23 protein-coding genes and 1 riboswitch are annotated in these 24,395 nt (G+C 60.0%); of the genes, 18 read left to right on the plus strand and 5 right to left on the minus strand.

Translation table 11 applies throughout. From position 1 onward, the window contains the following. The first annotated feature begins 88 nt into the window (after positions 1-88). The 7 genes from V6L81_RS09305 to V6L81_RS09335 all read left to right on the plus strand — a co-directional run bounded on the left by V6L81_RS09305 (position 89) and on the right by V6L81_RS09335 (position 8,566). Complete coding sequence (locus tag V6L81_RS09305) at positions 89-817, plus strand: response regulator transcription factor (RefSeq protein WP_095019419.1); 729 nt, start codon at positions 89-91, stop codon at positions 815-817. Then, positions 807-2,168 carry a sensor histidine kinase gene (locus tag V6L81_RS09310; protein WP_338660632.1) on the plus strand — a complete coding sequence of 454 codons (1,362 nt, stop codon included), beginning with the start codon at positions 807-809 and terminating at the stop codon, positions 2,166-2,168. The genes V6L81_RS09305 and V6L81_RS09310 overlap by 11 nt, the downstream gene beginning before the upstream one ends. Before the next feature lie 244 nt (positions 2,169-2,412). Further along, the gene (gene cysM, locus V6L81_RS09315; protein WP_095003072.1) at positions 2,413-3,315 is read left to right on the plus strand and encodes a cysteine synthase CysM; all 903 of its coding nucleotides are present in this window, start codon (positions 2,413-2,415) and stop codon (positions 3,313-3,315) included. After that, positions 3,315-4,667 (plus strand): 23S rRNA (uracil(1939)-C(5))-methyltransferase RlmD, encoded by a 1,353-nt coding sequence (gene rlmD / locus V6L81_RS09320; protein ID WP_095019421.1) that lies wholly within the window; start codon positions 3,315-3,317, stop codon positions 4,665-4,667. Before cysM ends, rlmD begins: the two co-directional genes overlap by 1 nt. Before the next feature lie 118 nt (positions 4,668-4,785). Then, positions 4,786-7,041: a GTP diphosphokinase gene (gene relA, locus V6L81_RS09325; RefSeq protein WP_095003074.1), complete on the plus strand. Its 2,256-nt coding sequence runs from the start codon at positions 4,786-4,788 to the stop codon at positions 7,039-7,041. A 123-nt stretch (positions 7,042-7,164) separates the two neighbouring features. After that, positions 7,165-7,998: a nucleoside triphosphate pyrophosphohydrolase gene (gene mazG / locus V6L81_RS09330; protein WP_095003075.1), complete on the plus strand. Its 834-nt coding sequence runs from the start codon at positions 7,165-7,167 to the stop codon at positions 7,996-7,998. A 22-nt stretch (positions 7,999-8,020) separates the two neighbouring features. Further along, the gene (locus V6L81_RS09335; RefSeq protein ID WP_019827734.1) at positions 8,021-8,566 is read left to right on the plus strand and encodes a DUF2058 domain-containing protein; all 546 of its coding nucleotides are present in this window, start codon (positions 8,021-8,023) and stop codon (positions 8,564-8,566) included. Positions 8,567-8,719: 153 nt separating this feature from the next. Here V6L81_RS09335 and V6L81_RS09340 read toward each other — a convergent pair whose 3' ends face one another. The 4 genes from V6L81_RS09340 to purM all read right to left on the minus strand — a co-directional run bounded on the left by V6L81_RS09340 (position 8,720) and on the right by purM (position 11,599). Continuing rightward, complete coding sequence (locus V6L81_RS09340) at positions 8,720-8,902, minus strand: hypothetical protein (RefSeq protein WP_016779856.1); 183 nt, start codon at positions 8,900-8,902, stop codon at positions 8,720-8,722. Positions 8,903-9,168: 266 nt separating this feature from the next. Beyond that, positions 9,169-9,882 (minus strand): DUF3108 domain-containing protein, encoded by a 714-nt coding sequence (locus tag V6L81_RS09345; RefSeq protein ID WP_095019423.1) that lies wholly within the window; start codon positions 9,880-9,882, stop codon positions 9,169-9,171. A gap of 8 nt (positions 9,883-9,890) precedes the next feature. Then, entirely contained in the window at positions 9,891-10,541 is a 651-nt protein-coding gene (purN, locus tag V6L81_RS09350) for a phosphoribosylglycinamide formyltransferase (RefSeq protein ID WP_095019424.1), read from the minus strand. Then, positions 10,541-11,599, minus strand: coding sequence for a phosphoribosylformylglycinamidine cyclo-ligase (gene purM, locus V6L81_RS09355; RefSeq protein WP_016779859.1), 1,059 nt, complete (start codon positions 11,597-11,599; stop codon positions 10,541-10,543). The genes purN and purM overlap by 1 nt, the downstream gene beginning before the upstream one ends. 371 nt (positions 11,600-11,970) lie before the next feature. Between purM and V6L81_RS09360 the strand changes: the two genes are divergently transcribed. The 5 genes from V6L81_RS09360 to V6L81_RS09380 all read left to right on the plus strand — a co-directional run bounded on the left by V6L81_RS09360 (position 11,971) and on the right by V6L81_RS09380 (position 16,580). After that, a complete protein-coding gene (locus tag V6L81_RS09360) occupies positions 11,971-13,005 on the plus strand; it encodes a DUF2066 domain-containing protein (protein ID WP_095003078.1) in 1,035 nt (344 codons plus the stop codon). Positions 13,006-13,040: 35 nt separating this feature from the next. Next, positions 13,041-14,114 (plus strand): AI-2E family transporter, encoded by a 1,074-nt coding sequence (locus V6L81_RS09365; RefSeq protein WP_095003079.1) that lies wholly within the window; start codon positions 13,041-13,043, stop codon positions 14,112-14,114. A 224-nt stretch (positions 14,115-14,338) separates the two neighbouring features. Further along, complete coding sequence (hda, locus tag V6L81_RS09370; RefSeq protein WP_016779862.1) at positions 14,339-15,043, plus strand: DnaA regulatory inactivator Hda; 705 nt, start codon at positions 14,339-14,341, stop codon at positions 15,041-15,043. 225 nt (positions 15,044-15,268) lie between these two features. After that, a complete protein-coding gene (locus V6L81_RS09375) occupies positions 15,269-15,895 on the plus strand; it encodes a C40 family peptidase (protein WP_095003080.1) in 627 nt (208 codons plus the stop codon). A 145-nt stretch (positions 15,896-16,040) separates the two neighbouring features. Beyond that, complete coding sequence (locus V6L81_RS09380; RefSeq protein ID WP_095019425.1) at positions 16,041-16,580, plus strand: C40 family peptidase; 540 nt, start codon at positions 16,041-16,043, stop codon at positions 16,578-16,580. Between the two features lie 66 nt (positions 16,581-16,646). Here the strand turns inward: V6L81_RS09380 and V6L81_RS09385 are convergent, their stop codons facing one another. Beyond that, positions 16,647-17,954 (minus strand): sorbosone dehydrogenase family protein, encoded by a 1,308-nt coding sequence (locus tag V6L81_RS09385; RefSeq protein WP_095003082.1) that lies wholly within the window; start codon positions 17,952-17,954, stop codon positions 16,647-16,649. 122 nt (positions 17,955-18,076) lie between these two features. Further along, a riboswitch (cobalamin riboswitch) is annotated at positions 18,077-18,322 on the plus strand. 77 nt (positions 18,323-18,399) lie between these two features. Between V6L81_RS09385 and cobO the strand changes: the two genes are divergently transcribed. From cobO to V6L81_RS09415, 6 genes are read left to right on the plus strand one after another with little or no spacing between them, the layout of a single operon-like run. Continuing rightward, the gene (gene cobO / locus V6L81_RS09390) at positions 18,400-19,011 is read left to right on the plus strand and encodes a cob(I)yrinic acid a,c-diamide adenosyltransferase (protein WP_095003083.1); all 612 of its coding nucleotides are present in this window, start codon (positions 18,400-18,402) and stop codon (positions 19,009-19,011) included. A 10-nt stretch (positions 19,012-19,021) separates the two neighbouring features. Then, positions 19,022-20,335, plus strand: a complete 1,314-nt coding sequence (locus V6L81_RS09395) for a cobyrinate a,c-diamide synthase (protein ID WP_338660633.1) — start codon at positions 19,022-19,024, stop codon at positions 20,333-20,335. Next, a complete protein-coding gene (bluB, locus tag V6L81_RS09400) occupies positions 20,332-20,982 on the plus strand; it encodes a 5,6-dimethylbenzimidazole synthase (RefSeq protein ID WP_095003085.1) in 651 nt (216 codons plus the stop codon). Before V6L81_RS09395 ends, bluB begins: the two co-directional genes overlap by 4 nt. Continuing rightward, positions 20,979-21,887 (plus strand): adenosylcobinamide-phosphate synthase CbiB, encoded by a 909-nt coding sequence (cbiB, locus tag V6L81_RS09405; RefSeq protein WP_095003086.1) that lies wholly within the window; start codon positions 20,979-20,981, stop codon positions 21,885-21,887. The genes bluB and cbiB overlap by 4 nt, the downstream gene beginning before the upstream one ends. Next, a complete protein-coding gene (gene cobD / locus V6L81_RS09410) occupies positions 21,880-22,872 on the plus strand; it encodes a threonine-phosphate decarboxylase CobD (RefSeq protein ID WP_095003087.1) in 993 nt (330 codons plus the stop codon). The genes cbiB and cobD overlap by 8 nt, the downstream gene beginning before the upstream one ends. Continuing rightward, entirely contained in the window at positions 22,869-24,320 is a 1,452-nt protein-coding gene (locus V6L81_RS09415) for a cobyric acid synthase (RefSeq protein WP_095019428.1), read from the plus strand. Before cobD ends, V6L81_RS09415 begins: the two co-directional genes overlap by 4 nt. Positions 24,321-24,395: the final 75 nt, after the last annotated feature.

Below are 24,395 nucleotides of genomic sequence, written 5' to 3' on the forward strand. Positions count from 1 at the left end.
GTTTATCAGACGGGGTAAAGCCCGTGCCGGTTGCCCGCAGGGGCTCAATCTTGAATAATCGCCGATTGAGAATTACTTGCAGACGCTAATGAATCCCGTAGCTGTTAGCCCCTCGCGCCTACTGACCATTGAAGACGACCCCGTTCTGGGCGCCTATCTGCACGAGCAACTGGGGCGTTGCGGGTTTGACGTTATCTGGTGCCAGAATGGCCTGGAAGGTCTGGCCCGTGCCCGCCAGGAGCACTTTGACGTGGTGCTGATGGATATCCTGCTGCCCGGCATGAATGGCTTGCAGGTGCTGACGCAACTGCGTCAGACCCACGCTTTGCCGGTGATCCTGATGTCGGCGCTGGGTGCCGAGGCCGACCGTATCAGCGGTTTCCAGCTGGGCGCCGATGATTATTTGCCCAAGCCGTTCAGCATGGCCGAACTGCGGGTGCGCATTCAGGCCATCCTGCGTCGCGTGGCCCTGGATCGCATGCCTGGCGCCCCAACGGTGCAGGAACTGCCACCGGCCGAGAGCGGTTTGCTGTTCGACGACGAGGCGTGCGATGTGCGCCGGGGCGAGCAATGGGCCGGGTTGACCCGCAGCGAGTTCCGTCTGCTCGATACCCTGCAGCGCAATGCCGACGAAGTGTTGAGCAAGGCCTTTCTCTATCAGCAGGTCTTGCAGCGCGGCTATGCAGCCCATGACCGCAGCCTGGACATGCATATCAGCCAGATCCGGCGAAAGCTCAAAACTATCGGCTATTACCAGCATGAAGTACGCACGGTGTGGGGCAAGGGCTATGTCCTTAGTGCCAGCGATGCCCCGTAAGGTGCCCGGCAAGAATTCGGTGTTCTGGAAGCTGGCGTGTTTGCTGGTGGTTTTCTGCTTGCTGATGATCTGGCTCAGTTGGTCCTGGGGTCGCTATATGGACAAGCGCACCGGCTTTTTGTCCGAGCAGGCCCACGGCACCCTGGTGCGCTATGCCGGTGAGGCCGAGCGCGCCTGGGAGAGCGCTCAGCAAGCCGGCGTCGACCAGTGGTTGCAGGGCATTGGGCACAGGGAGCCGGGCTGGGTCGGGGTGATTGGTCAGGACCTGCAGTCGCTGAGCAGCTACCCGCTGAGTGATCGAGAAAGTGAGCGGCTGACCTTTTTGCGCGGCCTGGACTGGCCCATCAGCCATATCAAGACGGCGCGGCCATGGATAAAGGTGCCCTTTCCCCGCGACCCGTCGGCGGGCAGCCTGGTGATCGAGTTGCCGCAACGCTTTATGCCCGGGCGCTCCCAGGTGATCTGGCGGATTGTCACCAACGGCGTAATTCCTGGCTTGTTGACCCTGTTGCTGTGCGTGGGCCTGTACCGCGTGCTGATCGTGCCGCTTAACCATCTTCGCGAACAGGCCAATGCCTGGCGGGCTGATCAACTGGGGGCGCGGCTATCGAGCCAGATCACCAGCCGCCAGGACGAACTGGGTGAGCTGGCGCGGGCGTTCGATCAGATGTCCGAGCGCTTGCAGAGTACGGTCTCGCAACAGCAGCAATTGCTCCGCGACTTGTCCCATGAGCTGCGCACGCCCTTGAGCCGTTTGCGGGTAGCCTGTGACAGCGAGCAGGGGGGCGAGGCCTTGCGTGAGCGCCTGGGCCGTGAAGTCGACGGCATGCAACGGCTGGTCGAAGACACCTTGCAACTGGCCTGGCTGGATGCCGAGCGCGGGCCGCTGCCGGTGGAAGACATTCAGGTGCAGGCGCTGTGGGAGATGCTCACCGAAAACGCCCGCTTTGAAAGTGGCTGGCCGCAATCGCGACTGCCTTGTCTGGTGGATGAGCATTGCTGGGTGCGCGGGCATCTCAACAGCCTGGCTCAAGCCATGGAAAATATCCTGCGCAATGCCATTCGCCATTCACCACCCGAGGGTATCGTCAGCCTTGATGGCCGGCGCGAAGGCAATATGTGGCACCTGTGGCTCGATGACCAGGGCGCAGGTGTGGCACCTGAAGAACTGGAGCGGATCTTTGCGCCTTTTACCCGCCTTGATGGCTCGCGTCCCGGCGATGGCGGCTTTGGTCTGGGCCTGAGTATTGCGCGCAATGCCCTGCGGCTGCAGGGTGGCAGTTTGTGGGCAGAGAACCACGGCGGCGGGTTGCGGGTGCATGTTCGTTTGCTTGCCGGACATGCCGCGTAAACGCTCAGGCCGCGGCTGTATAGACATCCCTGTGGGAGCGGGCTTGCCCGCGATGGTATCAGTCCGTTTTACCTGACAGACCGCGGCGTCAGAATCGCGGGCAAGCCCGGCTCCCACAGGAATTATTGTGATGGGCTTGCGGCGCTTATAGCCTTTAACCATAAGCACCGTACTTTGCGTGATATGGGCTGTCGGCGTTTGTCGGTATGATGTGCGACCCCGCGGTCTGGATTGCGAATACGCCATGACATTGCAGTACCCAACTATCGCCGATTGCGTCGGCAACACTCCACTGGTGCGCTTGCAGCGCCTGGCTGGAAACACTACCAACACCTTGTTGCTCAAGCTCGAAGGGAACAACCCTGCAGGCTCGGTCAAGGACCGTCCGGCTCTGTCGATGATTGCCCGCGCCGAAGCGCGCGGCCAGATCCAGGCTGGCGATACCCTGATTGAAGCCACCTCGGGCAATACCGGGATTGCCCTGGCCATGGCCGCGGCGATCAAGGGCTACAAGATGATCCTGATCATGCCCGACAATTCCAGCGCCGAGCGCAAGGCTGCCATGACCGCCTACGGTGCCGAGCTGATCCTGGTCAGTCAGGAAGAGGGCATGGAAGGCGCCCGCGACCTGGCCGACAAGATGCAGGCCCAGGGCCTGGGCAAGGTGCTCGACCAGTTTGCCAACGGTGACAACCCCGAGGCTCACTACACCGGTACGGGCCCGGAAATCTGGCGTCAGACCAACGGTACCATCACCCACTTCATCAGTTCGATGGGTACTACCGGTACCATCATGGGCGTGTCGCGCTACCTCAAGGAGCAAAACCCGGGCGTGCAGATCGTCGGTTTGCAGCCGATGGAAGGCGCTGCCATTCCGGGCATCCGCCGCTGGCCGACCGAGTACTTGCCCAAGATCTACCAGGCCGACCGCGTAGACCGCATCGTCGACATGGCCCAGCGCGAAGCCGAAGACGTCACCCGCCGACTGGCCCGTGAAGAAGGCATTTTCTGTGGTGTGTCCTCGGGCGGGGCGGTGGCAGCGATGCTGCGCCTGAACCAGGAAGTCGAAAACGCGGTGATGGTCGCGATCATTTGTGACCGAGGCGACCGTTATCTGTCGACCGGCATTTACGATGCGCCCAACTGATGGCCAAGCAAGAGAGAGGCCTGCGCTTCCAGCCTGCTGGCGGCACCAAGGCTGCGCAAGTGCCTGCGGGCAAGAAACAGCGTTTGAATATCGAGCGCCTGGCCAACGACGGCCGCGGTATTGCCTTTATTGAAGGGCGTACCTGGTTTGTTTCGGGGGCTCTGGCCGGTGAAGAAGTCGAAGCCCGGGTGCTGGGTGCCCATGGCAAGGTCGTTGAAGCCCGTACCGAGCGTGTTTTCAAGGCCAGCGAGATCCGTCGCCAGGCACCCTGTGCCCATGCGGGCAAGTGCGGCGGCTGCAGCGTGCAGCATTTGCCCCATGAAGAGCAGCTTGCACTGAAACAGCGCATGCTCGCCGAGCAACTGTCCCGCGTGGCCGGTGTCGAACCTCAAGAGTGGGCAGCGCCGCTGACCGGTCCCGAGTTTGGCTACCGCCGCCGGGCACGTATCGCCGTGCGCTGGGATGCGCGGGCCAAGCACCTGGACGTGGGTTTCCGTGCTGCTGGCAGCCAGGACATCGTCGCCATCGATCACTGTTTGGTTCTGGTACAGGCTTTGCAACCTATCATGACCGGGCTGCCCGCCATGTTGCGTCAACTGGGCAACCCCAAGGCACTGGGCCACGTGGAGTTGTTCAGTGGTTCGGCGATTGCGGTTTTGCTGCGCCATATGGCGCCGCTGAGCGCTGCCGACATGCAGGTCCTTGAGGCATTTTGCATTACCCATAACGCCCAATTGTGGCTGCATGGCGAAGGCGAGCCACAGCCGGTCGATTTGACCCGGGCCTTGGGCTATCGTCTGGAAACATGGGATTTGCAGCTGGCGTATCGCCCCGGGGATTTTGTCCAGGTCAATGCCGGCGTCAACGAAGCCATGGTGGCTCAAGCCATAAAGTGGCTTGCGCCACAAGCTGACGAACGGATTCTTGACTTGTTCTGTGGGCTGGGTAACTTCGCATTACCACTGGCACAAAAAGCGCGTGAAGTCGTGGCTGTTGAAGGTGTTGCGACCATGGTCGAACGCGCCGCGCAAAACGCGGTCAGTAACAGCCTGCATAATGCAGTGTTTTTTCAGGCCGACCTGTCACAGCCGCTGGTGGATGCAACCTGGGCCAAAGCCGGCTTCAGTGCCGTACTGCTTGATCCGCCTCGCGACGGCGCTTATGAAGTGGTACGAAAGTTGTCTGGCCTGGGTGCCAAACGTTTGGTGTATGTGTCGTGCAACCCGGCCACTCTGGCGCGCGACACGGTTGAACTGATTAAACAGGGTTACCGGTTAAAACGTGCCGCAATCCTCGACATGTTCCCGCAAACAGCGCATGTCGAGGCGATGGCGTTATTTGAAGCAGACTAGGATGTCTGTCTATTTCAACGGGCCCGCAACCCGCGACGCTATGCCCTGTAGCGCGCGGTTGGGATCAGGGCCTGTGATTTCGGCGCATTGAACCTGCGCTGTAGGGAAGGTAAGCAAGATGGTACAGGTCAGAGCACACCAGCCGATCAACACCGACGGCAGTCTCAACCTCGAGGCATGGCTGGATCATGCGGTGAGTGTCGATGTGGCGCTGGACCGTGAAGCCTTGAAAGAAGCGTGTGAGTTTGCACGCGAGGCCGAGCAGCAAGCCAATGCGGCGAAAAACCTGTGGGCCGAGGGCACCTCAAGCTTTCGTACCGGGTTGGAAATCGCCGAGATATTGGCCGATCTGAAACTGGATCAGGATTCCCTGGTTGCCGCGATTCTCTATCGTTGCGTGCGCGAAGGGCAGGTGCTGTTGCCTGCCGTCAGCCAGCGCTTCGGTCCGGTGGTGGCCAAACTGATTGATGGTGTACTGCGCATGGCGGCCATCAGTGCCAGCCTCAGCCCCCGTCAATCGATGGTGCTGGGCACCCAGGGCCAGGTCGAAAACCTGCGCAAGATGCTGGTTGCCATGGTTGATGACGTGCGCGTGGCACTGATCAAGCTGGCTGAACGTACCTGCGCGATTCGCGCAGTCAAAAATGCCCCGGACGAGAAGCGCAACCGCGTCGCCCGCGAGGTGTTCGATATTTATGCGCCATTGGCGCACCGCCTGGGCATCGGCCACATCAAGTGGGAGCTGGAGGACCTGTCCTTCCGCTATCTGGAGCCCGAGCAGTACAAGCAAATCGCCACCTTGCTGCATGAGCGCCGCCTCGATCGAGAGCGCTTTATCAGCGATGTGATGAACCAGTTGCGTACCGAGCTGGAAGCCACCGGCGTGACCGACGCCGACATCAGCGGCCGGGCCAAGCACATCTACTCGATCTGGCGCAAAATGCAGCGCAAGGGCCTGGCCTTCAGCCAGATCTATGACGTGCGTGCCGTACGGGTACTGGTGCCGGAAATGCGCGACTGCTATACCGCGCTGGGCATCGTCCACACCCTGTGGCGACATATTCCCAAGGAGTTTGACGACTATATCGCCAACCCCAAGGAGAACGGCTACCGCTCGCTGCATACTGCCGTGATCGGGCCTGAAGGCAAGGTCCTGGAAGTGCAGATTCGCACCCATGCCATGCACGAAGAGGCCGAGCTGGGGGTTTGCGCGCACTGGCGCTACAAGGGCACTGACGTCAAGGCCGGGTCCAACCAGTACGAAGAGAAAATCTCGTGGCTGCGCCAGGTGCTGGAGTGGCACGAAGAACTGGGCGATATCGGTGGCCTGGCCGATCAGCTGCGCGTCGATATCGAGCCGGACCGGGTGTATATCTTCACCCCTGACGGGCATGCCATCGACCTGCCCAAGGGGGCGACGCCGCTGGACTTTGCCTACCGGGTTCACACCGAGATCGGCCACAACTGCCGTGGTGCCAAGATCAACGGGCGCATCGTGCCGCTCAACTACAGCCTGCAGACCGGTGAGCAGGTCGAGATCATCACCAGCAAGCATGGCACACCGAGCCGCGACTGGCTGAACCCGAACCTGGGCTATGTCACCACCTCGCGGGCGCGGGCGAAAATCGTCCACTGGTTCAAGTTGCAGGCGCGCGATCAGAACGTCGCAGCCGGCAAAACCATGCTCGAGCGCGAACTCGGCCGTTTGGGCCTGCCGGCGGTGGATTACGAGAAGCTCGCCGACAAGGCCAACATGCGAACCGCCGAGGACATGTACGCGGCGCTCGGGGCTGGCGACTTGCGCCTGGCGCAGTTGATCAACCTGGCCCAGCAACAGGTCGAGCCTGAGCGCGGCAGCGAGCAGATGGAGCTGATCCCGCGTAAGGCCACGGGCTACAAGCCGGGCAAGCGTGGAGACATCCAGATCGAAGGCGTCGGCAACCTGCTGACCCAGATGGCCGGGTGCTGTCAGCCGCTGCCGGGGGATGCGATTGTCGGTTACATCACCCAGGGCCGTGGCGTCAGCATTCACCGCCAGGACTGCGCCTCGGTGCTGCAACTGGGCAGTCGTGAGCCGGAGCGGATGATTCAGGTCAACTGGGGGCCGATCCCGGTCTCGACCTATCCGGTGGATATCGAAATCCGCGCCTACGATCGTTCGGGCTTGTTGCGTGATGTGTCGCAGGTGTTGCTCAACGAACGGATCAACGTGCTGGCGGTCAACACCCGCTCGAACAAGGAAAACAACACCGCGTTGATGACCTTGACCATCGAGATCCCGGGGCTGGATGCGCTGGGGCGTTTACTGGGGCGGATCTCGCAACTGCCGAACATCATCGAAACCCGTCGGATCGGGCGTAGTGAGCCGCGCTGATCCTTTGTGGTAGCGGGCTTGCTCGCGATTGCATCTCCTCGGTGAGTCAGCTGTACCGGGGTGTTCATATCGCGAGCAAGCCGCTCCCACAGGGTGTGGTTAGCGTGTGCCAAAGGATTACAGATGTACAACCTCGACGACCTGCTGCACCTCATGGCCCGCCTGCGTGACCCGCAGTACGGCTGCCCGTGGGATATCAAGCAAACGTACGCCACTATCGTGCCTTATACCCTCGAAGAGGCCTACGAGGTCGCTGACGCCATTGAGCAGGGTGACTTCGAGCACCTGCAGGGCGAACTCGGCGATTTGCTGTTTCAAGTGGTGTATTACAGCCAGCTGGCTCGGGAAGAAGGCCGTTTCGAGTTTGCCGGGGTGATCGACAGCATTACCCGCAAGCTGATCCGCCGTCACCCCCATGTCTTTCCCACCGGTGACCTGTATGCGCCGCTGGATGTGCCGCGCTTGAGCGAAGAACAGGTCAAGGTACGCTGGGATGAGATCAAGGCCGAGGAGCGCGCAGAAAAGTCTACCGCCCCCGAGCAGTTGTCCTTGCTTGACGATGTGCCCGTCGCCTTGCCTGCCCTGTCCCGCGCCGCCAAGCTGCAAAAGCGCGCCGCCCAGGTCGGTTTTGACTGGCCAGCGGCATTGCCGGTGCTGGACAAGGTGCGTGAAGAGCTGGATGAAGTGCTGGAGGCCATGGCCGACAACGATTCGGCGGCCATTCATGACGAAATCGGCGACCTGCTGTTTTCCGTGGTCAACCTGGCCCGTCATCTTAAAGTGGACCCGGAAACCGCCTTGCGTGGTGCCAATGCAAAATTTGATCGACGTTTCCGGTTTATCGAGCAGGCATTGCGCGATACCCTGCGTCCCATTGAAAGTTGCACCCTTGAAGACCTGGACGCCCTGTGGGGTGAAGCCAAGCGCCAGGAAAAGAATTTGCCCAGCTGCGGCTGAGTTTGCCTAAGTGAGTAAGTAGATGAGCATTTCCCTACGCGACCAGTTGCTCAAAGCCGGACTGGTCAACGAGAAGCAGGCCAAGCAGGCCGGCAAAGAAAAACAGAAACAACAGCGTCTGGCCCACAAAGGCCAGATCGAACTGGACGACACCCAGCAGCGTCTGGCTGCCGAAGCCAAGGCCGAGAAGGTCAAGCGCGACCAGGAACTGAACCGCCAGCAGCAGGAGAAGGTCGAGCAAAAAGCCCGTGCTGCGCAGATCAAGCAATTGATCGAAGTATCACGTCTGCCCAAGCTGACCACTGAGGACTACTACAACTTCGTTGATGACAAAAAGGTCAAGCGCCTGTCGGTCAACACCCTGATGCGCAACAAGCTGGCCAATGGCTCGCTGGCGATCGTGCAGCACCAGGGCGGCTACGAAGTCATCCCCCGTGAAGCTGCACTGAAGATCCAGGAGCGCGATCCGCGCCGGATCGTGCAGCTGAATATCCTGGTTGAGCCGAAAACCCCGGAAGAAGACGATCCGTACGCGGCCTATCAGATCCCTGATGACCTGATGTGGTAGTGCTGGCATAACCTGTGGGAGCGAGCCTGCTCGCGAAAGCGTTCGCTGCTCTTCGCGAGCAGGCTCGCTCCCACAGAGTGTTGCGTTGGCGCATAACAAAACAAACCCCGCTTCGGCGGGGTTTGTGTTTTTCAAGACAGTAGTTTCTTCTGCTCAGGCCTGGCGTTTCTGCGCTTCCAGCTTTTCCAGCTCAGCCTTGTAGCTGTGAGCGTCGCTTTCGCGGTGGAACATGCCTACCAGTATGTCTTCTTGATGCACATCCCATAGGTGTACACCGTGGGCTACCAGTTGGTGGAACATACGTGAATCGTCGCGCTCAGTTACTTTGATAGTCATCTGCTTGCTCCAAATTCTGATGAGGGCCTGCGGCAAGGCGTCGCAGGACTTCTTTATAGAATCTGTTAGCTTCCTAAGTAAATAGCTGATTGTCGCGCTGTCATCTTGCAGAAAATCCTTAAACCCTGCAGCCCTTTAAGCACGGGGTGTTTACGGATTTGTTTAATAGTTTTATGAAAAATGTTTCATGTTTTTGGTGTGTTACAGACCAAAAAAACCTCGCCGAAGCGAGGTTTTTTTGAGGCTTGCAGCTAAAGGCTTGTCGCTTAGTTGCCCTTGACCGTTTTGCCATCCACCGTGCCGTCCAGCAGCATGATGTTGTATTCCTTGCCGTCTTTTTCGACCTGGCGCAGTTTGACCAGCAGCGAACCCCAGTTCTTGGCGAACCACATTTCAGTGATGCGCTTGTTCTGTGTCGGGTCGCGTACGCGCTCAACCTTGATTGCGTCGACCTTGCCAGCCTTGGTTTCAACCACTTCAGGGCCGATCACGCGAAAGTCATAGGTGTCGACGTCATTGCCATCAACCACCTGGTAGCTCATGGACTTTTTGCCGGCTTCTACGTCACGCTGCAGTGCCAGCTGGTAGGTGGACTTGTCGAGCATGCCGCTGAGCAAGGGTACTTTGACAGCGTCGCCCTGATCGGTGCCGGTGACCATCTTGGCCGCCCAGTCGAAATCCAGATCGATCTTCTTGGCTTTTCCCAGGCCGCCACGTTCAAAGTGGTAGGTCAGCGGGATCAGCGTGTTTTTCTCGATTTTGAGGGTGCTTTCTTCGTTCAGGCTGGCTACCAGCATTGAAGCCTTGAAATTCAAGGTCCAGATACCATTGTCACCCTTGGTCAGGCTGCGCTCGGCAGAACCGCTCATGGGCAGCTGTTTCCAGTCTGCGGTGTAGCTGGCCTTGAAAGGCTGAAGATCGGCCGCTTGGACTGCTGGAATAGCCAGCAGGCTAAGGGCGAGAAGCAGGGCACGACGCATAAGTTCTCCTAGGTTCGTATCAAGTGGCCGCTGGCCGCAAGTAATTGACCGTCCAATAATGCGCCTCGCTCGTCAAGTGACAAGCGACCTTCGGCAAACCAGCGCACTGCAAGCGGATAAATCCGGTGTTCCTGGGCGTGAACCCGTTGCGCCAGGCTATGTGGCGAGTCATCGGACTCTACCGGTATCACTGCCTGTACGACCAGAGGTCCGCCGTCGAGTTCCTCGGTCACAAAGTGCACGCTGCAGCCGTGCTCACCGTCTCCTGCTTCCAGCGCCCGCTGGTGCGTGTGCAAGCCCTTGTATTTGGGGAGCAGGGAAGGGTGGATATTCAGCAGGCGACCCTGATAGTGACGCACGAATTCTGCGCTGAGAATGCGCATGAACCCGGCCAGAACCACCAGTTTCGGTTTGAATTCGTCGATGACTTTGATCAATGCAGCATCGAAGGCCTCGCGGCCCTCGAATGCCTTGTGATCCAGTACGCGGGTATCGATACCCGCGTCTTTGGCGCGTTGCAGGCCGTAGGCATCTGCGCGGTTGGAGATCACCGCGCGGATTGATGCCGGGCTGGCCTTGACGTCATCGCTGTCGATCAAGGCCTGCAAGTTGCTGCCGGTGCCGGAAAGCAGCACCACTACATCACAGGTATCAGGCATTAGTGCGCCTTGATGTTTTGCAGCTCAACTTGCGCAGCGCCTTCAGCGGCGGTTGCGATCTGACCGATGACCCAAGGCTGCTCGCCCGCTTCACGCAGTACGTTCAGCGCAGTTTCAACGTCAGCCTGAGCTACGCAGATGACCATGCCAACGCCGCAGTTCAGCACGCGGTGCATTTCGTGCTCGTCCACGTTGCCTTTTTCCTGCAGCCAGTCGAAGACGGCAGGGCGCTGCCAGCTGGCAACGTCAACCACCGCTTGTGCACCTTTTGGCAGTACGCGCGGGATGTTGTCGAGCAGGCCGCCACCGGTGATGTGGGCCATGGCCTTGACTACGCCGGTTTCCTTGATCAGCTTGAGCAGCGGCTTGACGTAGATGCGGGTCGGCGCCATCAGCAGGTCGGTCAGTGGCTTGCCGTCGAGCTGGATGTTTTCGATGTCGGCACCCGACACTTCGATGATCTTGCGGATCAGCGAGTAGCCGTTGGAGTGCGGGCCCGAGGACGGCAAGGCGAGCAGGGCGTCGCCGGCAGCGACCTTGGAACCGTCGATGATCTCGGATTTTTCTACAACGCCAACGCAGAAGCCGGCCAGGTCGTAGTCTTCGCCTTCGTACATGCCTGGCATTTCAGCGGTTTCGCCGCCAACCAGCGAGCAACCGGACAGTTCGCAGCCAGCGCCGATACCGGTCACCACCTGGGTCGCGGTTTCAACGTTGAGCTTGCCGGTGGCGTAGTAGTCAAGGAAGAACAGAGGCTCGGCGCCGCATACGATCAGGTCGTTGACGCACATGGCAACCAGGTCGATACCGATGCTGTCGTGCTTGTTCAGGTTCAGGGCCAGGCGCAGCTTGGTGCCGACGCCGTCAGTGCCGGAAACCAGAACAGGCTGCTTGTAGCCAGCCGGAATTTCGCAGAGGGCGCCAAAACCGCCGAGGCCGCCCATCACTTCCGGGCGTGCAGTGCGCTTGGCCACGCTCTTGATGCGTTCGACCAATGCTTCACCGGCGTCGATGTCTACACCGGCGTCTTTGTAGCTCAGGGATGGTTGCTTGCTCATAATCCAGGCCTTTAGGGGGGATTCGGGGGTATCGACCGAGTTCAGGGGGCAGGCTTGCAAGTGCTCAAGGATTGCACCAGAGCATTTGCAGGGTGCCCGGCTGTTGGCGGTCTGCGAAGGCGCGCGATTTTATCAGGCTTGAAGGGCAGCGGCCATCCTCGGGCCGACAGGCAGGGTTATATCTGGCGAAAAAAACCTTTTTTAGTCGTACTTGGGTCTGCGAACAGGCCTGTATAAGGTATAGAGAGGTTGTGTGACCGCGTGAAAACGCGAAACGGGCGTGAATGATTTGGCCGTGGCCGTGTCAGAAGTCTGTTCGAGTGTTTTTATGGCGTCCTTAATAGGCTGCTTTTTGTCATCGGGAATCTTTCATGCGTTTTAGCCAATTTTTAGCCGTGGGCTGTCTGTCTTTTTTCAGCCTGGCCAGTCATGCCGAAATCCTCACCGGTCTTTATCAGGTGCTCGAGCCAGTCACCACCCAGTCACCTGATGAGCGCACCCAGGCTACGCAAAAGGCCCTGGAAACCCTGGTGTTGCGTCTGACCGGAGATGCCGCGGCGATTAAGAGTCCGGCGCTGGAGGCGATTCGCAAAGATCCGCAGCAAATCATCAGTCGCTACGGCTATGACGCCGGCCCGCCGCAAAGCCTGCAAGTGGACTTCGATCCGGTGAGTACCGATCGTGCGTTGCATCAGGCCGGGCTGTCGCTGTGGGGCAGTAATCGCCCTGCGCTGCTGGGCTGGTGGCTGAATGACTCGGTCGAAGGTTCGAGCCTGGTGGGGGACGGTCAGTCAGTGGCCGAGCCGTTGCGTCGTGCCGCGCAGCATCGGGGTTTGCCATTGCGCTTGCCGTTGGCAGATTTGAGTGAACAGCTTGTGGGTACGGCTGAAAATCTTGAGGGCAGCAATCCTGCGCCTTTAAAAGACGCTTCCGAGCGTTATGGTGCGGACGCATTGCTGGCGGTGCATGCTCGTGAAGATGACGGGCAGTGGAGCGCCAAATGGCGTTTGTGGGTAGGTGATCAGCAGGAGCAGGGCAGCGCTCAGGCTCCTGATCAGGCAGCGCTGGCCGATGCCGTGATGCTTGCGGTCAGCCAGCGTCTGGCGCCGCGCTATGCGGTCAAGCCCGGGGTTTCTTCCGAGCAGTTGCTCGAAGTGCAAGGCATGACGTTGCAGCGATATGCGCAGCTGGGGCATTTGCTTGAGCCTTTTGGTGCGCAACTCAAGAGCGTTGACGGTGATCGTGTTGTGTACCTGGTAAACGGCAGCGCCGAGCAGTTGCGTTCGCAATTGGGGCTGGCGCAGTTGCAGGAAGTACCGGCGGGGCAAGTGCCTGTTGCGGCTGATGGGGGGCAGGCGTCAAGTGTTGCCTCAGGCCCTGCGGCGCAGTTGCGGTTTCGCTGGTAGGTTGATGTCTTCTTTATATAAGGATGGGGTGGCTCATGGCTGATTCGCGACGGTGGGTGTGGTGGGGCGTGGCGTTGGGATTCGCCCTGTTCGTGTATTTCCTGCATCCGATACTCACGCCTTTTCTGGTCGCCATCGTCCTGGCCTATATGTTCGACCCGGTGGTCGATCGACTGGAAAGGTTCGGACTTTCAAGAACCTGGGGTGTGGTTGCGGTCTTTACCGTGTTCACTGTCATTTTGATGACATTGCTGCTGGTACTGGTGCCGCTGCTGGCCAAGCAACTGTTGAAGCTCTATCAGTTGGCACCGCAGATCCTCGACTGGCTGCAGCACACGGCTATGCCGTGGGTGCAAGCCAAGTTCGGCTTGAGTGATAGTTTCTGGAAGTTCGACAAGATCAAGGCGGCGATCACCGAGCATATGGGGCAGGCCACTGACATTGTCGGAATCGTCCTGTCCAAGGCCACGGCTTCCAGTCTGGCGCTGATCGGCTTTTTGGCCAATCTGGTGTTGATTCCGGTGGTGGCGTTCTACCTGTTGCGTGATTGGAACATCATGATGGCCAAGATTCGCGGTCTGTTGCCGCGGGCTCGGGCAGATCAGATCGTATCACTGGCCAAAGAGTGCCACGACGTGCTCGGCGCGTTTGTGCGCGGTCAGTTGCTGGTGATGCTGGCGCTGGGGGTGATCTACTCGGCGGGCCTGATGCTGGTCGGCCTCGAGCTGGGGTTGTTGATCGGCTTGATGGCGGGTATAGCGGCCATCGTGCCGTATATGGGCTTTATTGTCGGCATCGGTGCGGCGTTGGTTGCCGGGTTATTCCAGTTTGGCGGGGATCTGTACCCGATGCTCGGCATCGTGGCGGTGTTTATGATCGGCCAAGCCCTGGAGGGCACCGTGCTTACCCCGCTGCTGGTGGGTGACAAAATCGGTATGCACCCGGTGGCGGTGATCTTTGCGATTCTGGCTGGCGGTGAGCTGTTCGGTTTTACCGGTGTATTGCTGGCCTTGCCGGTAGCGGCCGTGATCATGGTGCTGGTGCGCCATGTGCAGGATTTGTATAAGGATTCCCAGGTCTATAAAGGCAGTGAGGATCCGCAGTTGTAGAGGGTGGGTTGTGAAGCGGCGGGGTTGTCGCGAGGCGGCCCGGCCTTCTTTGTGCGTTCGAGGCGGCTCGCAGGCGCCAGAAAAAGCCCAATCAATCCAAGACCTTAACGCAAACCTTTGATTTTGCTCGTGGTCTGTTACATTGTGTGCCCGGCGACACGGGTATAAACTTTTCAAACCTTACACAGAGGCCACTAACGGTTCGCTTGAACTGTTCAGTCAGCATGAAACCGATTCAGCTGCCCCTAGGTGTGCGTCTGCGTGATGACGCTACCTTCATAAACTACTATCCAGGCGCCAATGCCGCTGCACTCGGCTATGTCGAACGTCTGTGCGAAGCCGACGCCGGCTGGACAGAAAGCCTGATTTACCTGTGGGGCAAACATGGCGTAGGGCGTACGCACCTGCTGCAGGCCGCTTGCCTGCGCTTTGAGCAGATGGGCGAACCGGCGGTTTACCTGCCGCTGGCCGAGTTGCTGGATCGCGGCATAGAAATCCTCGATAACCTTGAGCAGTACGAGCTGGTTTGCCTGGATGACCTGCAGGCGGTGGCCGGGCGTGCTGATTGGGAAGAGGCGCTGTTCCATCTGTTCAACCGGCTGCGTGACAGCGGCCGGCGCCTGTTGATTGCAGCCTCCACCTCGCCTCGAGAATTGCCGATCAAACTGGCAGACCTCAAGTCCCGCCTGACCATGGCGCTGGTTTTCCAGATGCGCCCCCTGTCCGATGAGGACAAGCTGCGGGCTTTGCAGTTGCGTGCTTCACGCCGTGGCCTGCACCTGACTGACGAAGTCGGGCATTTCATTCTCACGCGCGGTACCCGCAGCATGAGTGCCTTGTTTGATTTGCTCGAGCGGCTCGATCAAGCGTCCTTGCAGGCGCAGCGCAAGCTGACCATTCCCTTCCTGAAAGAAACCCTTGGCTGGTAGCTCAGCCCTTCAAAAATAAGGGTTGTAGCCGGTTTTGACAGTTTCCAGGCGCCAAAAATCCTGCGCGGCCAAAGGGCTGTGGGCGCAAAATCTGTCGTCAGGGGTGTAAAGCCTTAGATGTCACGACAAAACCATCAAGTCACATTTAGATCGATTGAATTTGCAAATGAGGATCATAGAAGGCATAGTCGCGGCTACTTTTTCTAATAAGCCACGGTCGTGCCCATGCTAAAGCGCTTCGCACCCCTCGTGCCCCTCGCACTCGTTACCCTGTTGTTTGGTTGTGCTGCTCACACGCCAGTGTCGCAGCAAGTCGTCCAGGCTCAGGTTCAAAAGTCATCTTCGGTCTCGCAAACTTCCGCTCTTTATCAGGAAGAACTGGCAACCGAAAAAGAACTGGCTGAGTTTTCTGCCAACAGCAAGCCTTATGAATTGCCAGCTCTGGCTGACAGCATTCTAGAGCGCGGTATGTCCTTGATCGGTACCCGTTACCGTTTTGGTGGCACCTCCGAGGCAGGCTTCGATTGCAGCGGCTTTATCGGTTATCTGTTCAAGGAAGAGGCGGGCATGCAATTGCCGCGCTCAACCCGCGAAATGATCAACGTAAAAGCACCGCTGGTCGCACGGAATAATTTGAAACCGGGTGATTTGCTGTTCTTCAGCACCAATGGTCGTGGCCGTGTGAGCCATGCCGGGATTTACCTGGGTGATGACCAGTTTATTCACTCCAGCAGCCGCCGCAGCGGTGGTGTGCGGATTGATAACCTGGGTGACAGCTACTGGAGCAAGACCTTTATTGAGGCCAAACGCGCCCTGGCGATGGCCCCTGCGAGCGTCGTAGCCCGCAAGTAAAGTTAATGTGTTACTTGAAGTTCTGCAGCTAAGAGCTAGAATTAAGTCGCAATGTTAAATTTCTGAAGCCGCGAAGGTGCCCCCTCTCGCGGCTTTGGGGTTCGCGGCCTGAGTTGCCGTATCCAGAATCAGGAACATTCTGTTTATGTCGATCATGGCCCGCGTTGCTCTCCTCACTTTAGCAGCACTGCTCAGTGCCTGCGCCAGCCGCACCCCGCCAGCCCCCGTGGCACAAAAGCCGGTTGTGTTTATCACTCATCCCGAAGAAACCTCGCCGGTTGCCGCAGATGTGCTTTTTCGCGCCCTTGGTCTGGTAGGTACGCCTTATCGCTGGGGCGGCAATACCCCGGATTCGGGGTTTGATTGCAGTGGCCTGATCAAGTACGTGTACAACGACGCCGCGGGTATTTCGTTGCCGCGCACTACGCGCGAGATGATCGTGATGCGTGCGCAGAGCATCGGCCAGGACAAGCTGCAAACCGGTGACCTGCTGTTCTTTGCAACCAATGGTGGCTCCCAGGTCAGTCACGCCGGGATCTACGTAGGCGAAGGGCGCTTTGTCCATGCGCCGGCCACGGGCGGTACGGTCAAGCTGGACAGCCTGAACAAGGCCTACTGGCAGAGGGCTTATCTGAATGCCAAGCGCGTGTTGCCGACCGAGCAGCATTTGGCACGTTTGCCCTAGAGCCCCTCAGCCCAGCCCTCTCCCTCCGGGGAGGGCTAGGGTGAGGGCGGCTCTTGATTAGAAAGCCTATTTTCCCGACACCCGCCAAACCTTGTTGCCTACATCATCGGCCACCAACAAGTCACCTTGCTTGTCGATCACCACGCCCACTGGCCGGCCCATGGCTTTTTCGTCGGCGTTAAGAAAGCCGGTCAGCACATCGATCGGCATGCCCTCCGGTTTGCCGCCGGCAAAAGGCACGAAAATCACTTTGTAACCACTGTGGGGTTTGCGGTTCCAGGAGCCGTGCTGGCCGATAAATGCACCCTGGGTAAAGCCGGGTAAATGGCTGCCTTCGGCAAACGTCAGCCCCAAAGACGCCGTGTGTGGCCCAACGGCGTAATCCGGGGCAATGGCCTTGGCCACCAGTTCAGGGTTTTGCGGGTTGACCCGCACATCCACATGCTGGCCGTAGTAGCTGTAGGGCCAGCCATAGAAGCCGCCATCCTGGACTGATGTGATGTAGTCGGGCACCAGGTCACTGCCGATTTCGTCACGCTCATTAACTGCTGTCCAGAGTTTGCCGGAGGTGGGCTCCCAGTCCATGCCATTAGGGTTGCGCAGGCCCGACGCAAAAATGCGGTGGCTGCCGGTGGCCGGGTCGACTTCCCAGATCGCGGCGCGACCTTGCTCCTTGTCCATGCCATTTTCGCCCACATTGCTGTTGGATCCGACGGTCACATATAACTTGGTGCCGTCCTTGCTGGCGATCACGTTTTTGGTCCAATGGTGGTTCAGAGGCCCGCCGGGTAAGTCCACCACCTTGACCGGTTTGGCGCTGATGCTGTTTTCACCGGCTTGATAGGGGAAGCGCAACAGCTTGTCGGCATCTGCCACATACAGATCGTTACCCACCAGCGTCATGCCAAAGGGAGAGTTCAGGTTCTCGATAAACACGGTGCGGGTTTCGGCGACGCCATCGTGGTCCGCGTCGCGCAGCAGGGTAATCCGGTTTGCACTTGGCACTCCGGCCCCGGCGCGGGACATGACCTTGTCTGCGATCCAGCCCTTGATGCCCTTGCTGTCATCCGGCTTGGGCGGCGAATTGGATTCGGCCACCAGCACGTCGCCGTTGGGCAGTACATAGAGCCAGCGCGGGTGGTCGAGGTTCTGGGCGAAAGCGGCGACGTGCAAGCCGTGGGCAGCCACTGGGGTGGCATTATCGGGCCAGCCGATGGCGGGGGCGATATTGACCGTTGGAATCAGGGTTTTATTGGGTTCGGGAAGCTTGGGTGATGGGCCGGTTCCCTCACTGACTTGCAGGGTCGAGCTTTCGCCGCAAGCGACCAATCCTGCGGCAAGAACAATAACAACGGCGTGCTGGCGCTTGAGCATGTGGTTCTCCATAAGATCTTGTCTGATAGTAGAGAAGCGTAGCTGTTTAAAGGTTCAGCCCGGGCGCCGGATAAAGCCTTTAGGCGCCGGCTTTAATTGACGCTCCACCCCCAACCCTCTAACCTTCGCGGCTTGTTTCAGGTGCTCTGTGGCCATGGGTCGACAGAGTGAAACAGGGAAGCCGGTGAGGGCGTGTTGGACCTACACAACCGCCACGATCCCGGCGCTGCCCCCGCAACGGTAAACGAGTCAAAGCCACGCTCAGTGCCACTGTGTTTTTTGCACGGGAAGGCGCGTGGACAAGGGTGCACCCTACAGGTGCCGCCCGCTTGTGAGCCCGGAGACCGGCCTGATCCATCCACCACTCTCGCGGCGGGCGATGCAGTGTGTTTTTTTAATTTCCCCCGCCTCCCGTTTGCATCATCGAACCCAACGGAGAGTTGCCATGAATGAATCCCCCGAACGCGACGAACGCCATCAGGCGCGCATGCTGCGCAAAAAAGCGGTTATGGACGAGCGCATTGCCAGCTCGCCCAATGAATGCGGACTGCTGCTGGTATTGACCGGCAATGGCAAAGGCAAGAGCAGTTCTGCGTTTGGCATGCTGGCCCGCGCCATGGGCCACGGCATGCAGTGCGGCGTGGTGCAGTTCATCAAGGGTCGCAACAGCACCGGTGAGGAGATTTTCTTCCGCCGTTTTCCCGAGCAGGTGCGCTACCACGTGATGGGTGAAGGCTTTACCTGGGAAACCCAGGACCGCCAGCGCGATATCGCCGCCGCCGAAGCCGCGTGGGAAGTGTCCCGCGAGATGCTGCGCGATCCGTCCATTGGACTGGTGGTGCTCGATGAGCTGAATATCGCGCTCAAGCACGGCTACCTCGATCTGGAACAGGTGCTCGCCGACCTGCAAGCCCGTCCGCCCATGCAGCATGTGCTGGTCACCGGCCGTGGCGCCAAACCTGAATTGATTGATCTGGCTGATACCGTGACTGAGATGGCGGTGGTCAAACACGCTTTCCAGGCCGGGATCAAAGCCCAGAAAGGCATCGAATTGTGAGTGTTGAAGTATGAGAGCGTCACGTCATTGCCCGGCGGTGCTGATCGCCGCGCCGGCTTCCGGTCAGGGCAAGACCACGGTTACAGCGGCTTTGGCCCGGTTGCATCGCAATCAGGGGCGCAAGGTGCGGGTATTCAAGTGCGGCCCGGATTTTCTCGACCCCATGATCCTGGAGCGCGCCAGCGGTGCGCCGGTGTATCAGGTGGATTTGTGGATGGTGGGCGCCGAGGAAAGCCGTCGCCTGCTGTGGGAAGCCGCCGGTGAGGCGGACCTGATTTTGATTGAAGGTGTGATGGGGCTGTTTGACGGCACGCCTTCCAGCGCCGATCTGGCACGGCATTTTGGCGTGCCGGTGTTGGGGGTGATTGATGGCACTGCCATGGCCCAAACCTTTGGTGCGCTGGCCCTTGGTTTGGCGCGATATCAGCCGGATCTGCCGTTTGCCGGGGTGCTGGCCAATCGAGTTGGCACCGTACGCCATGCACAGTTGCTCGAAGGCAGCCTGACCGAAGGCTTGCGCTGGTACGGCGCGCTGTCCCGCGAAACCGGCATCGAACTGCCAAGCCGTCATCTGGGACTGGTGCAGGCCAGCGAGCTGAATGATCTGGATGCGCGCCTGGATGCGGCGGCCAATGCCCTGGCCAGCACCTGTGAGGTAGCGCTGCCACCGCCGGTTGAATTCGCTGCGCCTGAGCCGGTGGCCGTCGAGCCGCTGCTGGCAGGTGTGCGAATTGCCGTGGCCCGCGACGAAGCCTTTGCCTTCACTTATGGCGCCAGCCTCGCGTTAATACGTGATATGGGCGCCGAACTGCTGTTTTTCTCACCGATCCGTGACAGTCAGCTGCCTGAAGCAGACAGCCTGTATTTGCCCGGTGGTTACCCTGAACTGCATCACCTTGAGCTGTCGCGCAACGTGCCGATGCTCATGGCGATTCGCGCACACCACAGGGCCGGTAAACCGCTGCTGGCCGAGTGCGGTGGCATGCTTTACCTGCTCGATGCCCTGACCGATGTCGAGGGCCAGCGCGCCGAACTGGTTGGCTTGCTGGCAGGGGAGGCGACGATGCAAAAGCGCCTGGCTGCCCTGGCGCTGCAAGCTGTGGACATGCCTGAAGGGCTGTTGCGCGGCCACACCTACCACCACTCGCTGACCAGTACCGAACTTGAGCCTGTTGCTCGCGGCCTGAGCCCCAATGGCGGGCGCGGCGCCGAAGCGGTGTATCGCGAAGGGCGAATGACCGCTTCTTATGTACACTTTTACTTCCCGTCCAATCCTCAGGCCATTGCCGCGTTGTTTGCGCCATGTGCCGTGAAGGTGCCATGAGCGATAACGCATTCAGCCCGCAAGAACGCGCCGCCGTGTACCGCGCCATCGCCGAGCGTCGTGATATGCGCCACTTCAGTGGTGGCACTGTGGCACCCGAGTTGTTGTCGCGTTTGCTGGAAGCGGCGCATCAAGCCCCGAGCGTGGGCTTGATGCAGCCGTGGCGGTTTATCCGCATCACTGACCGCGAGCTGCGCGGCAAGATCCAGGGTCTGGTGGAAGAAGAGCGGGTACGCACCGCGGATGCCCTGGGCCAGCGCTCCGATGAATTCATGACGCTCAAGGTCGAAGGTATCAACGATTGCGCTGAGGTGCTGGTGGCTGCGTTGATGGATGACCGCGAAAAGCACATTTTTGGTCGACGTACGCTGCCGGAAATGGACATGGCGTCCTTGTCCTGTGCCATTCAAAATCTGTGGCTGGCGGCCCGGGTCGAAGGGCTGGGCATGGGCTGGGTGTCATTGTTCGAACCGCAGGCACTGGCTGATCTGCTGGGGTTGCCTGCCGGCGCCAAGCCGCTCGCTGTACTGTGCCTGGGCCCGGTCGAGGCGTTTTATCCGGCGCCGATGCTGGTCCTGGAAGGGTGGGCGCAAGCGCGTCCGCTCAGTGAACTGGTGTACGAGAATTATTGGGGAGTGAGTCCATGAGTGTGGCGTTGCTGTGCGTTGCCGGGGTGGCGCTGGATGCGTTGCTCGGCGAGCCCAAACGCTGGCATCCGCTGGTTGCCTTTGGCCGTATGGCCGAGCGTATTGAGCAGCGTTTCAATTCCGGCGGCCGTGGCTGGCGCAGTCATGGTGTCACGGCCTGGGTACTGGCAGTGCTGCCGCTGACGATCCTGGCCACGGCCCTGTCCTGGCTGCCTTATATTGGCTGGCTGGTGGACATTGTGGCGCTGTATTGCGCACTGGGCATGCGCAGCCTCGGTGAGCACGTACAACCAGTAGCCGAGGCATTGCGCGCCAATAACCTGGATGAGGCGCGCACGCGGGTGGGTTATCTGGTCAGCCGTCAGACCAGTGAGCTGGATTCTACCGAAGTGGCCCGCGCCGCCACCGAGTCGGTGCTGGAAAACGGCAGCGATGCGGTATTTGCCGCGATTTTCTGGTTTGTGGTCGCGGGTGCGCCAGGGGTGGTGCTCTATCGTTTGAGTAATACCCTGGATGCCATGTGGGGCTATCGCAACGAACGCTTTGAGCGTTTTGGCTGGGCTGCGGCGCGGATCGACGATGTTCTTAACTATATTCCTGCAAGGTTGGTTGCGCTGACCTATGCCGCTTTGGGTAAAACCCGACTGGCCCTGAAGAGCTGGCGCAAGCAGGCACCGCTGTGGGACAGCCCCAATGCCGGCCCGGTCATGGCTGCTGGTGCCGGAGCGCTGGGTGTTGAGTTGGGTGGCCCGGCGATTTATCACGGCGAACTGCATGAGCGCCCGCAATTGGGCGAAGGTGCACCGGCGGACGCCGAGTCGATCGGCCGTGGCTGGCAACTGGTGCAGCGTGGCGTATGGCTGTGGCTGCTGATCCTGTGTGTCTGGAGTGAATTCTATGCTTGAGCACGGTGGGCGTTTGCGCAAGGCGGCGTTGCACTACGGCATTGCCGAGGCGGACTGGCTGGACCTGTCCACCGGCCTGGCGCCCTGGCCCTTTGCTATCCCCCAGGTGCCCGAACGTGCCTGGGCGCGCTTGCCTGAGGCCGATGACGGCCTTGAGCAAGCGGCCTGCGCCTATTACGGCGCGCCGCATGTGCTGGCGGTACCGGGTTCACAGTGTGCCATTCAGTTGCTGCCGCGTTTGCGCCGTAGCGGCAAGGTTGGCGTGCTGTCGCCGTGTTACGCCGAGCATGCCCATGCGTGGCGGCGCAGCGGGCATATCGTGCGGGAAATCATGGAGCAGGAAATCGACTTCTACATCGACACACTGGATGTGCTGGTGGTGGTCAACCCCAACAATCCCACGGGCTTGAGTCTGACCCCGGAACGCCTGCTGGAGTGGCATGCGCGGCTGATGCAGCGCGGCGGCTGGCTGGTGGTGGACGAAGCCTTTATGGACAACACGCCGCAACTGAGCCTGGCCGCGCATACCCAGCGTACCGGGTTGATCGTATTGCGCTCTTTCGGCAAGTTTTTTGGCCTGGCGGGCGTTCGGCTGGGTTTTGTGCTGGCTGAACTCAAGTTACTCAAGTTGCTGGCCGAGCAAGTCGGTCCCTGGGCGGTCAGCGGCCCGACGCGGATTGTCGGCCAGGCCTGCCTGCTCGACTCCGAGGCCCAAGCTCGTCAGCGCGAACGCAGCGAACTGGCCAGCGGGCGTCTGGAACGTCTGTTGGGCTTGCATGATCTGCCGCCGCAAGGGGGCTGTGCGCTGTTCCAGTGGTTGATCACCTCCCATGCCGATAGCCTTTACGAGTTTATGGCGCACCGCGGCATTTTGCTGCGCCTGTTTACCCACAACAGCAGCGTGCGTTTTGGCCTGCCAGCCGAAGAAGCTGACTGGCTGCGCCTGGAGCAGGCTCTGGCGGCGTACACCAAGGAATCCTTATGAGTACGTTGATGGTGCAGGGCACCACGTCCGATGCCGGTAAAAGCACCCTGGTGACGGCCCTGTGCCGCTGGCTGACCCGTCAGGGCGTGGCGGTGGTGCCGTTCAAACCACAAAATATGGCGCTCAACAGTGCCGTGACTGCAGAAGGCGGTGAAATCGGTCGCGCCCAGGCAGTACAGGCACAGGCAGCCGGGCTGGCACCGCACACGGATATGAACCCGGTGCTGCTCAAGCCCAATAGCGACACCGGAGCCCAGGTAATCATTCATGGTCGTGCTGTCACCAGCATGAATGCCGTGGCGTATCACGATTACAAGGCCATCGCCATGCAGGCCGTTCTGGCCTCGCACCAGCGTTTGAGTGCGGCGTACCCGGTGGTGATGGTAGAAGGCGCCGGTTCGCCGGCCGAGATCAATCTACGGGCCGGTGATATCGCCAACATGGGCTTTGCCGAGGCGGTGGACTGCCCGGTGGTGCTTATCGCCGATATCAATCGTGGTGGCGTGTTTGCTCATCTGGTCGGTACTCTGGAATTACTCTCGGACACCGAGCAGGCGCGGGTCAAGGGCTTTATCATCAACCGCTTTCGCGGCGATATTGCGCTGCTCCAGCCCGGCCTCGACTGGCTGGAGCAGCGCACCGGCAAACCGGTGATCGGTGTGCTGCCCTATGTTATGGACTTGCACCTCGAGGCCGAAGACGGCATCGACCAGCGCCAGACCGACAAGGCCGACCAGGTGCTCAAGGTGGTGGTGCCGGTGCTGCCGCGCATCAGCAACCACACCGACTTCGACCCGCTGCGCCTGCACCCGCAAGTGGACTTGCAGTTTGTCGGGCCGGGGCAGCCTATCCCGCCTGCCGACCTGATCATCCTGCCCGGTTCCAAAAGCGTGCGCAGTGATCTGGCCTATTTACGCGCCAATGGCTGGGACACGGTCATCAGCCGTCACTTGCGCTATGGCGGCAAGCTGCTGGGCATTTGCGGCGGTTTGCAGATGCTTGGTGAGCAGGTGCACGACCCGCTGGGCCTTGAAGGCACTGCGGGCAGCAGTGCCGGGCTGGGCTTGCTGGCATTCAGTACCGAACTGGCTGCCGAAAAACAGTTACGCAATGTGCGCGGGCACCTGGCCCTGGAAAACGCCGAGGTCATGGGTTACGAAATCCACGCGGGCGTGACGACGGGAGCTGCTCTGGAGCAACCGGCAGTGCATCTGGATGACGGACGCCGTGAGGGTGCACAAAGCGCGGACGGGCAGATTCTCGGTACTTACCTGCATGGCCTGTTCGAATCCCCTGCCGCTTGCAGCGCGTTGTTGCGCTGGGCCGGTTTGCAGGATGTGCAGGCCGTGGACTACCACGCCCTGCGCGAGCGGGATATCGAGCGGCTGGCGGATCTGGTGGAAAACCACCTGGATACGGCGTACTTGCGCGAACTGTGCGGAATTTGAATCGTGTGGGAGCGAGCCTGCTCGCGAACAATGCCACTTCGCGAGCAGGCTCTCTGCCACAGTGGACTTGCCGCA

The sequence above is a fragment of the Pseudomonas bubulae genome (assembly GCF_037023725.1).
In the GTDB taxonomy this organism is placed as follows: Bacteria; Pseudomonadota; Gammaproteobacteria; order Pseudomonadales; family Pseudomonadaceae; genus Aquipseudomonas; species Aquipseudomonas bubulae.

Excerpts from the sequence above, each read along its gene's own strand:
- V6L81_RS09305 (WP_095019419.1), top strand. The coding sequence starts at position 89 with ATGAATCCCGTAGCTGTTAGCCCCTCGCGCCTACTGACCATTGAAGAC.
- V6L81_RS09310 (WP_338660632.1), top strand. The coding sequence starts at position 807 with ATGCCCCGTAAGGTGCCCGGCAAGAATTCGGTGTTCTGGAAGCTGGCG.
- cysM (WP_095003072.1), top strand. The coding sequence starts at position 2,413 with ATGACATTGCAGTACCCAACTATCGCCGATTGCGTCGGCAACACTCCA.
- rlmD (WP_095019421.1), top strand. The coding sequence starts at position 3,315 with ATGGCCAAGCAAGAGAGAGGCCTGCGCTTCCAGCCTGCTGGCGGCACC.
- relA (WP_095003074.1), top strand. The coding sequence starts at position 4,786 with ATGGTACAGGTCAGAGCACACCAGCCGATCAACACCGACGGCAGTCTC.
- mazG (WP_095003075.1), top strand. The coding sequence starts at position 7,165 with ATGTACAACCTCGACGACCTGCTGCACCTCATGGCCCGCCTGCGTGAC.
- V6L81_RS09335 (WP_019827734.1), top strand. The coding sequence starts at position 8,021 with ATGAGCATTTCCCTACGCGACCAGTTGCTCAAAGCCGGACTGGTCAAC.
- V6L81_RS09340 (WP_016779856.1), bottom strand. The coding sequence starts at position 8,902 with ATGACTATCAAAGTAACTGAGCGCGACGATTCACGTATGTTCCACCAA.
- V6L81_RS09345 (WP_095019423.1), bottom strand. The coding sequence starts at position 9,882 with ATGCGTCGTGCCCTGCTTCTCGCCCTTAGCCTGCTGGCTATTCCAGCA.
- purN (WP_095019424.1), bottom strand. The coding sequence starts at position 10,541 with ATGCCTGATACCTGTGATGTAGTGGTGCTGCTTTCCGGCACCGGCAGC.
- purM (WP_016779859.1), bottom strand. The coding sequence starts at position 11,599 with ATGAGCAAGCAACCATCCCTGAGCTACAAAGACGCCGGTGTAGACATC.
- V6L81_RS09360 (WP_095003078.1), top strand. The coding sequence starts at position 11,971 with ATGCGTTTTAGCCAATTTTTAGCCGTGGGCTGTCTGTCTTTTTTCAGC.
- V6L81_RS09365 (WP_095003079.1), top strand. The coding sequence starts at position 13,041 with ATGGCTGATTCGCGACGGTGGGTGTGGTGGGGCGTGGCGTTGGGATTC.
- hda (WP_016779862.1), top strand. The coding sequence starts at position 14,339 with ATGAAACCGATTCAGCTGCCCCTAGGTGTGCGTCTGCGTGATGACGCT.
- V6L81_RS09375 (WP_095003080.1), top strand. The coding sequence starts at position 15,269 with ATGCTAAAGCGCTTCGCACCCCTCGTGCCCCTCGCACTCGTTACCCTG.
- V6L81_RS09380 (WP_095019425.1), top strand. The coding sequence starts at position 16,041 with ATGTCGATCATGGCCCGCGTTGCTCTCCTCACTTTAGCAGCACTGCTC.
- V6L81_RS09385 (WP_095003082.1), bottom strand. The coding sequence starts at position 17,954 with ATGCTCAAGCGCCAGCACGCCGTTGTTATTGTTCTTGCCGCAGGATTG.
- cobO (WP_095003083.1), top strand. The coding sequence starts at position 18,400 with ATGAATGAATCCCCCGAACGCGACGAACGCCATCAGGCGCGCATGCTG.
- V6L81_RS09395 (WP_338660633.1), top strand. The coding sequence starts at position 19,022 with ATGAGAGCGTCACGTCATTGCCCGGCGGTGCTGATCGCCGCGCCGGCT.
- bluB (WP_095003085.1), top strand. The coding sequence starts at position 20,332 with ATGAGCGATAACGCATTCAGCCCGCAAGAACGCGCCGCCGTGTACCGC.
- cbiB (WP_095003086.1), top strand. The coding sequence starts at position 20,979 with ATGAGTGTGGCGTTGCTGTGCGTTGCCGGGGTGGCGCTGGATGCGTTG.
- cobD (WP_095003087.1), top strand. The coding sequence starts at position 21,880 with ATGCTTGAGCACGGTGGGCGTTTGCGCAAGGCGGCGTTGCACTACGGC.
- V6L81_RS09415 (WP_095019428.1), top strand. The coding sequence starts at position 22,869 with ATGAGTACGTTGATGGTGCAGGGCACCACGTCCGATGCCGGTAAAAGC.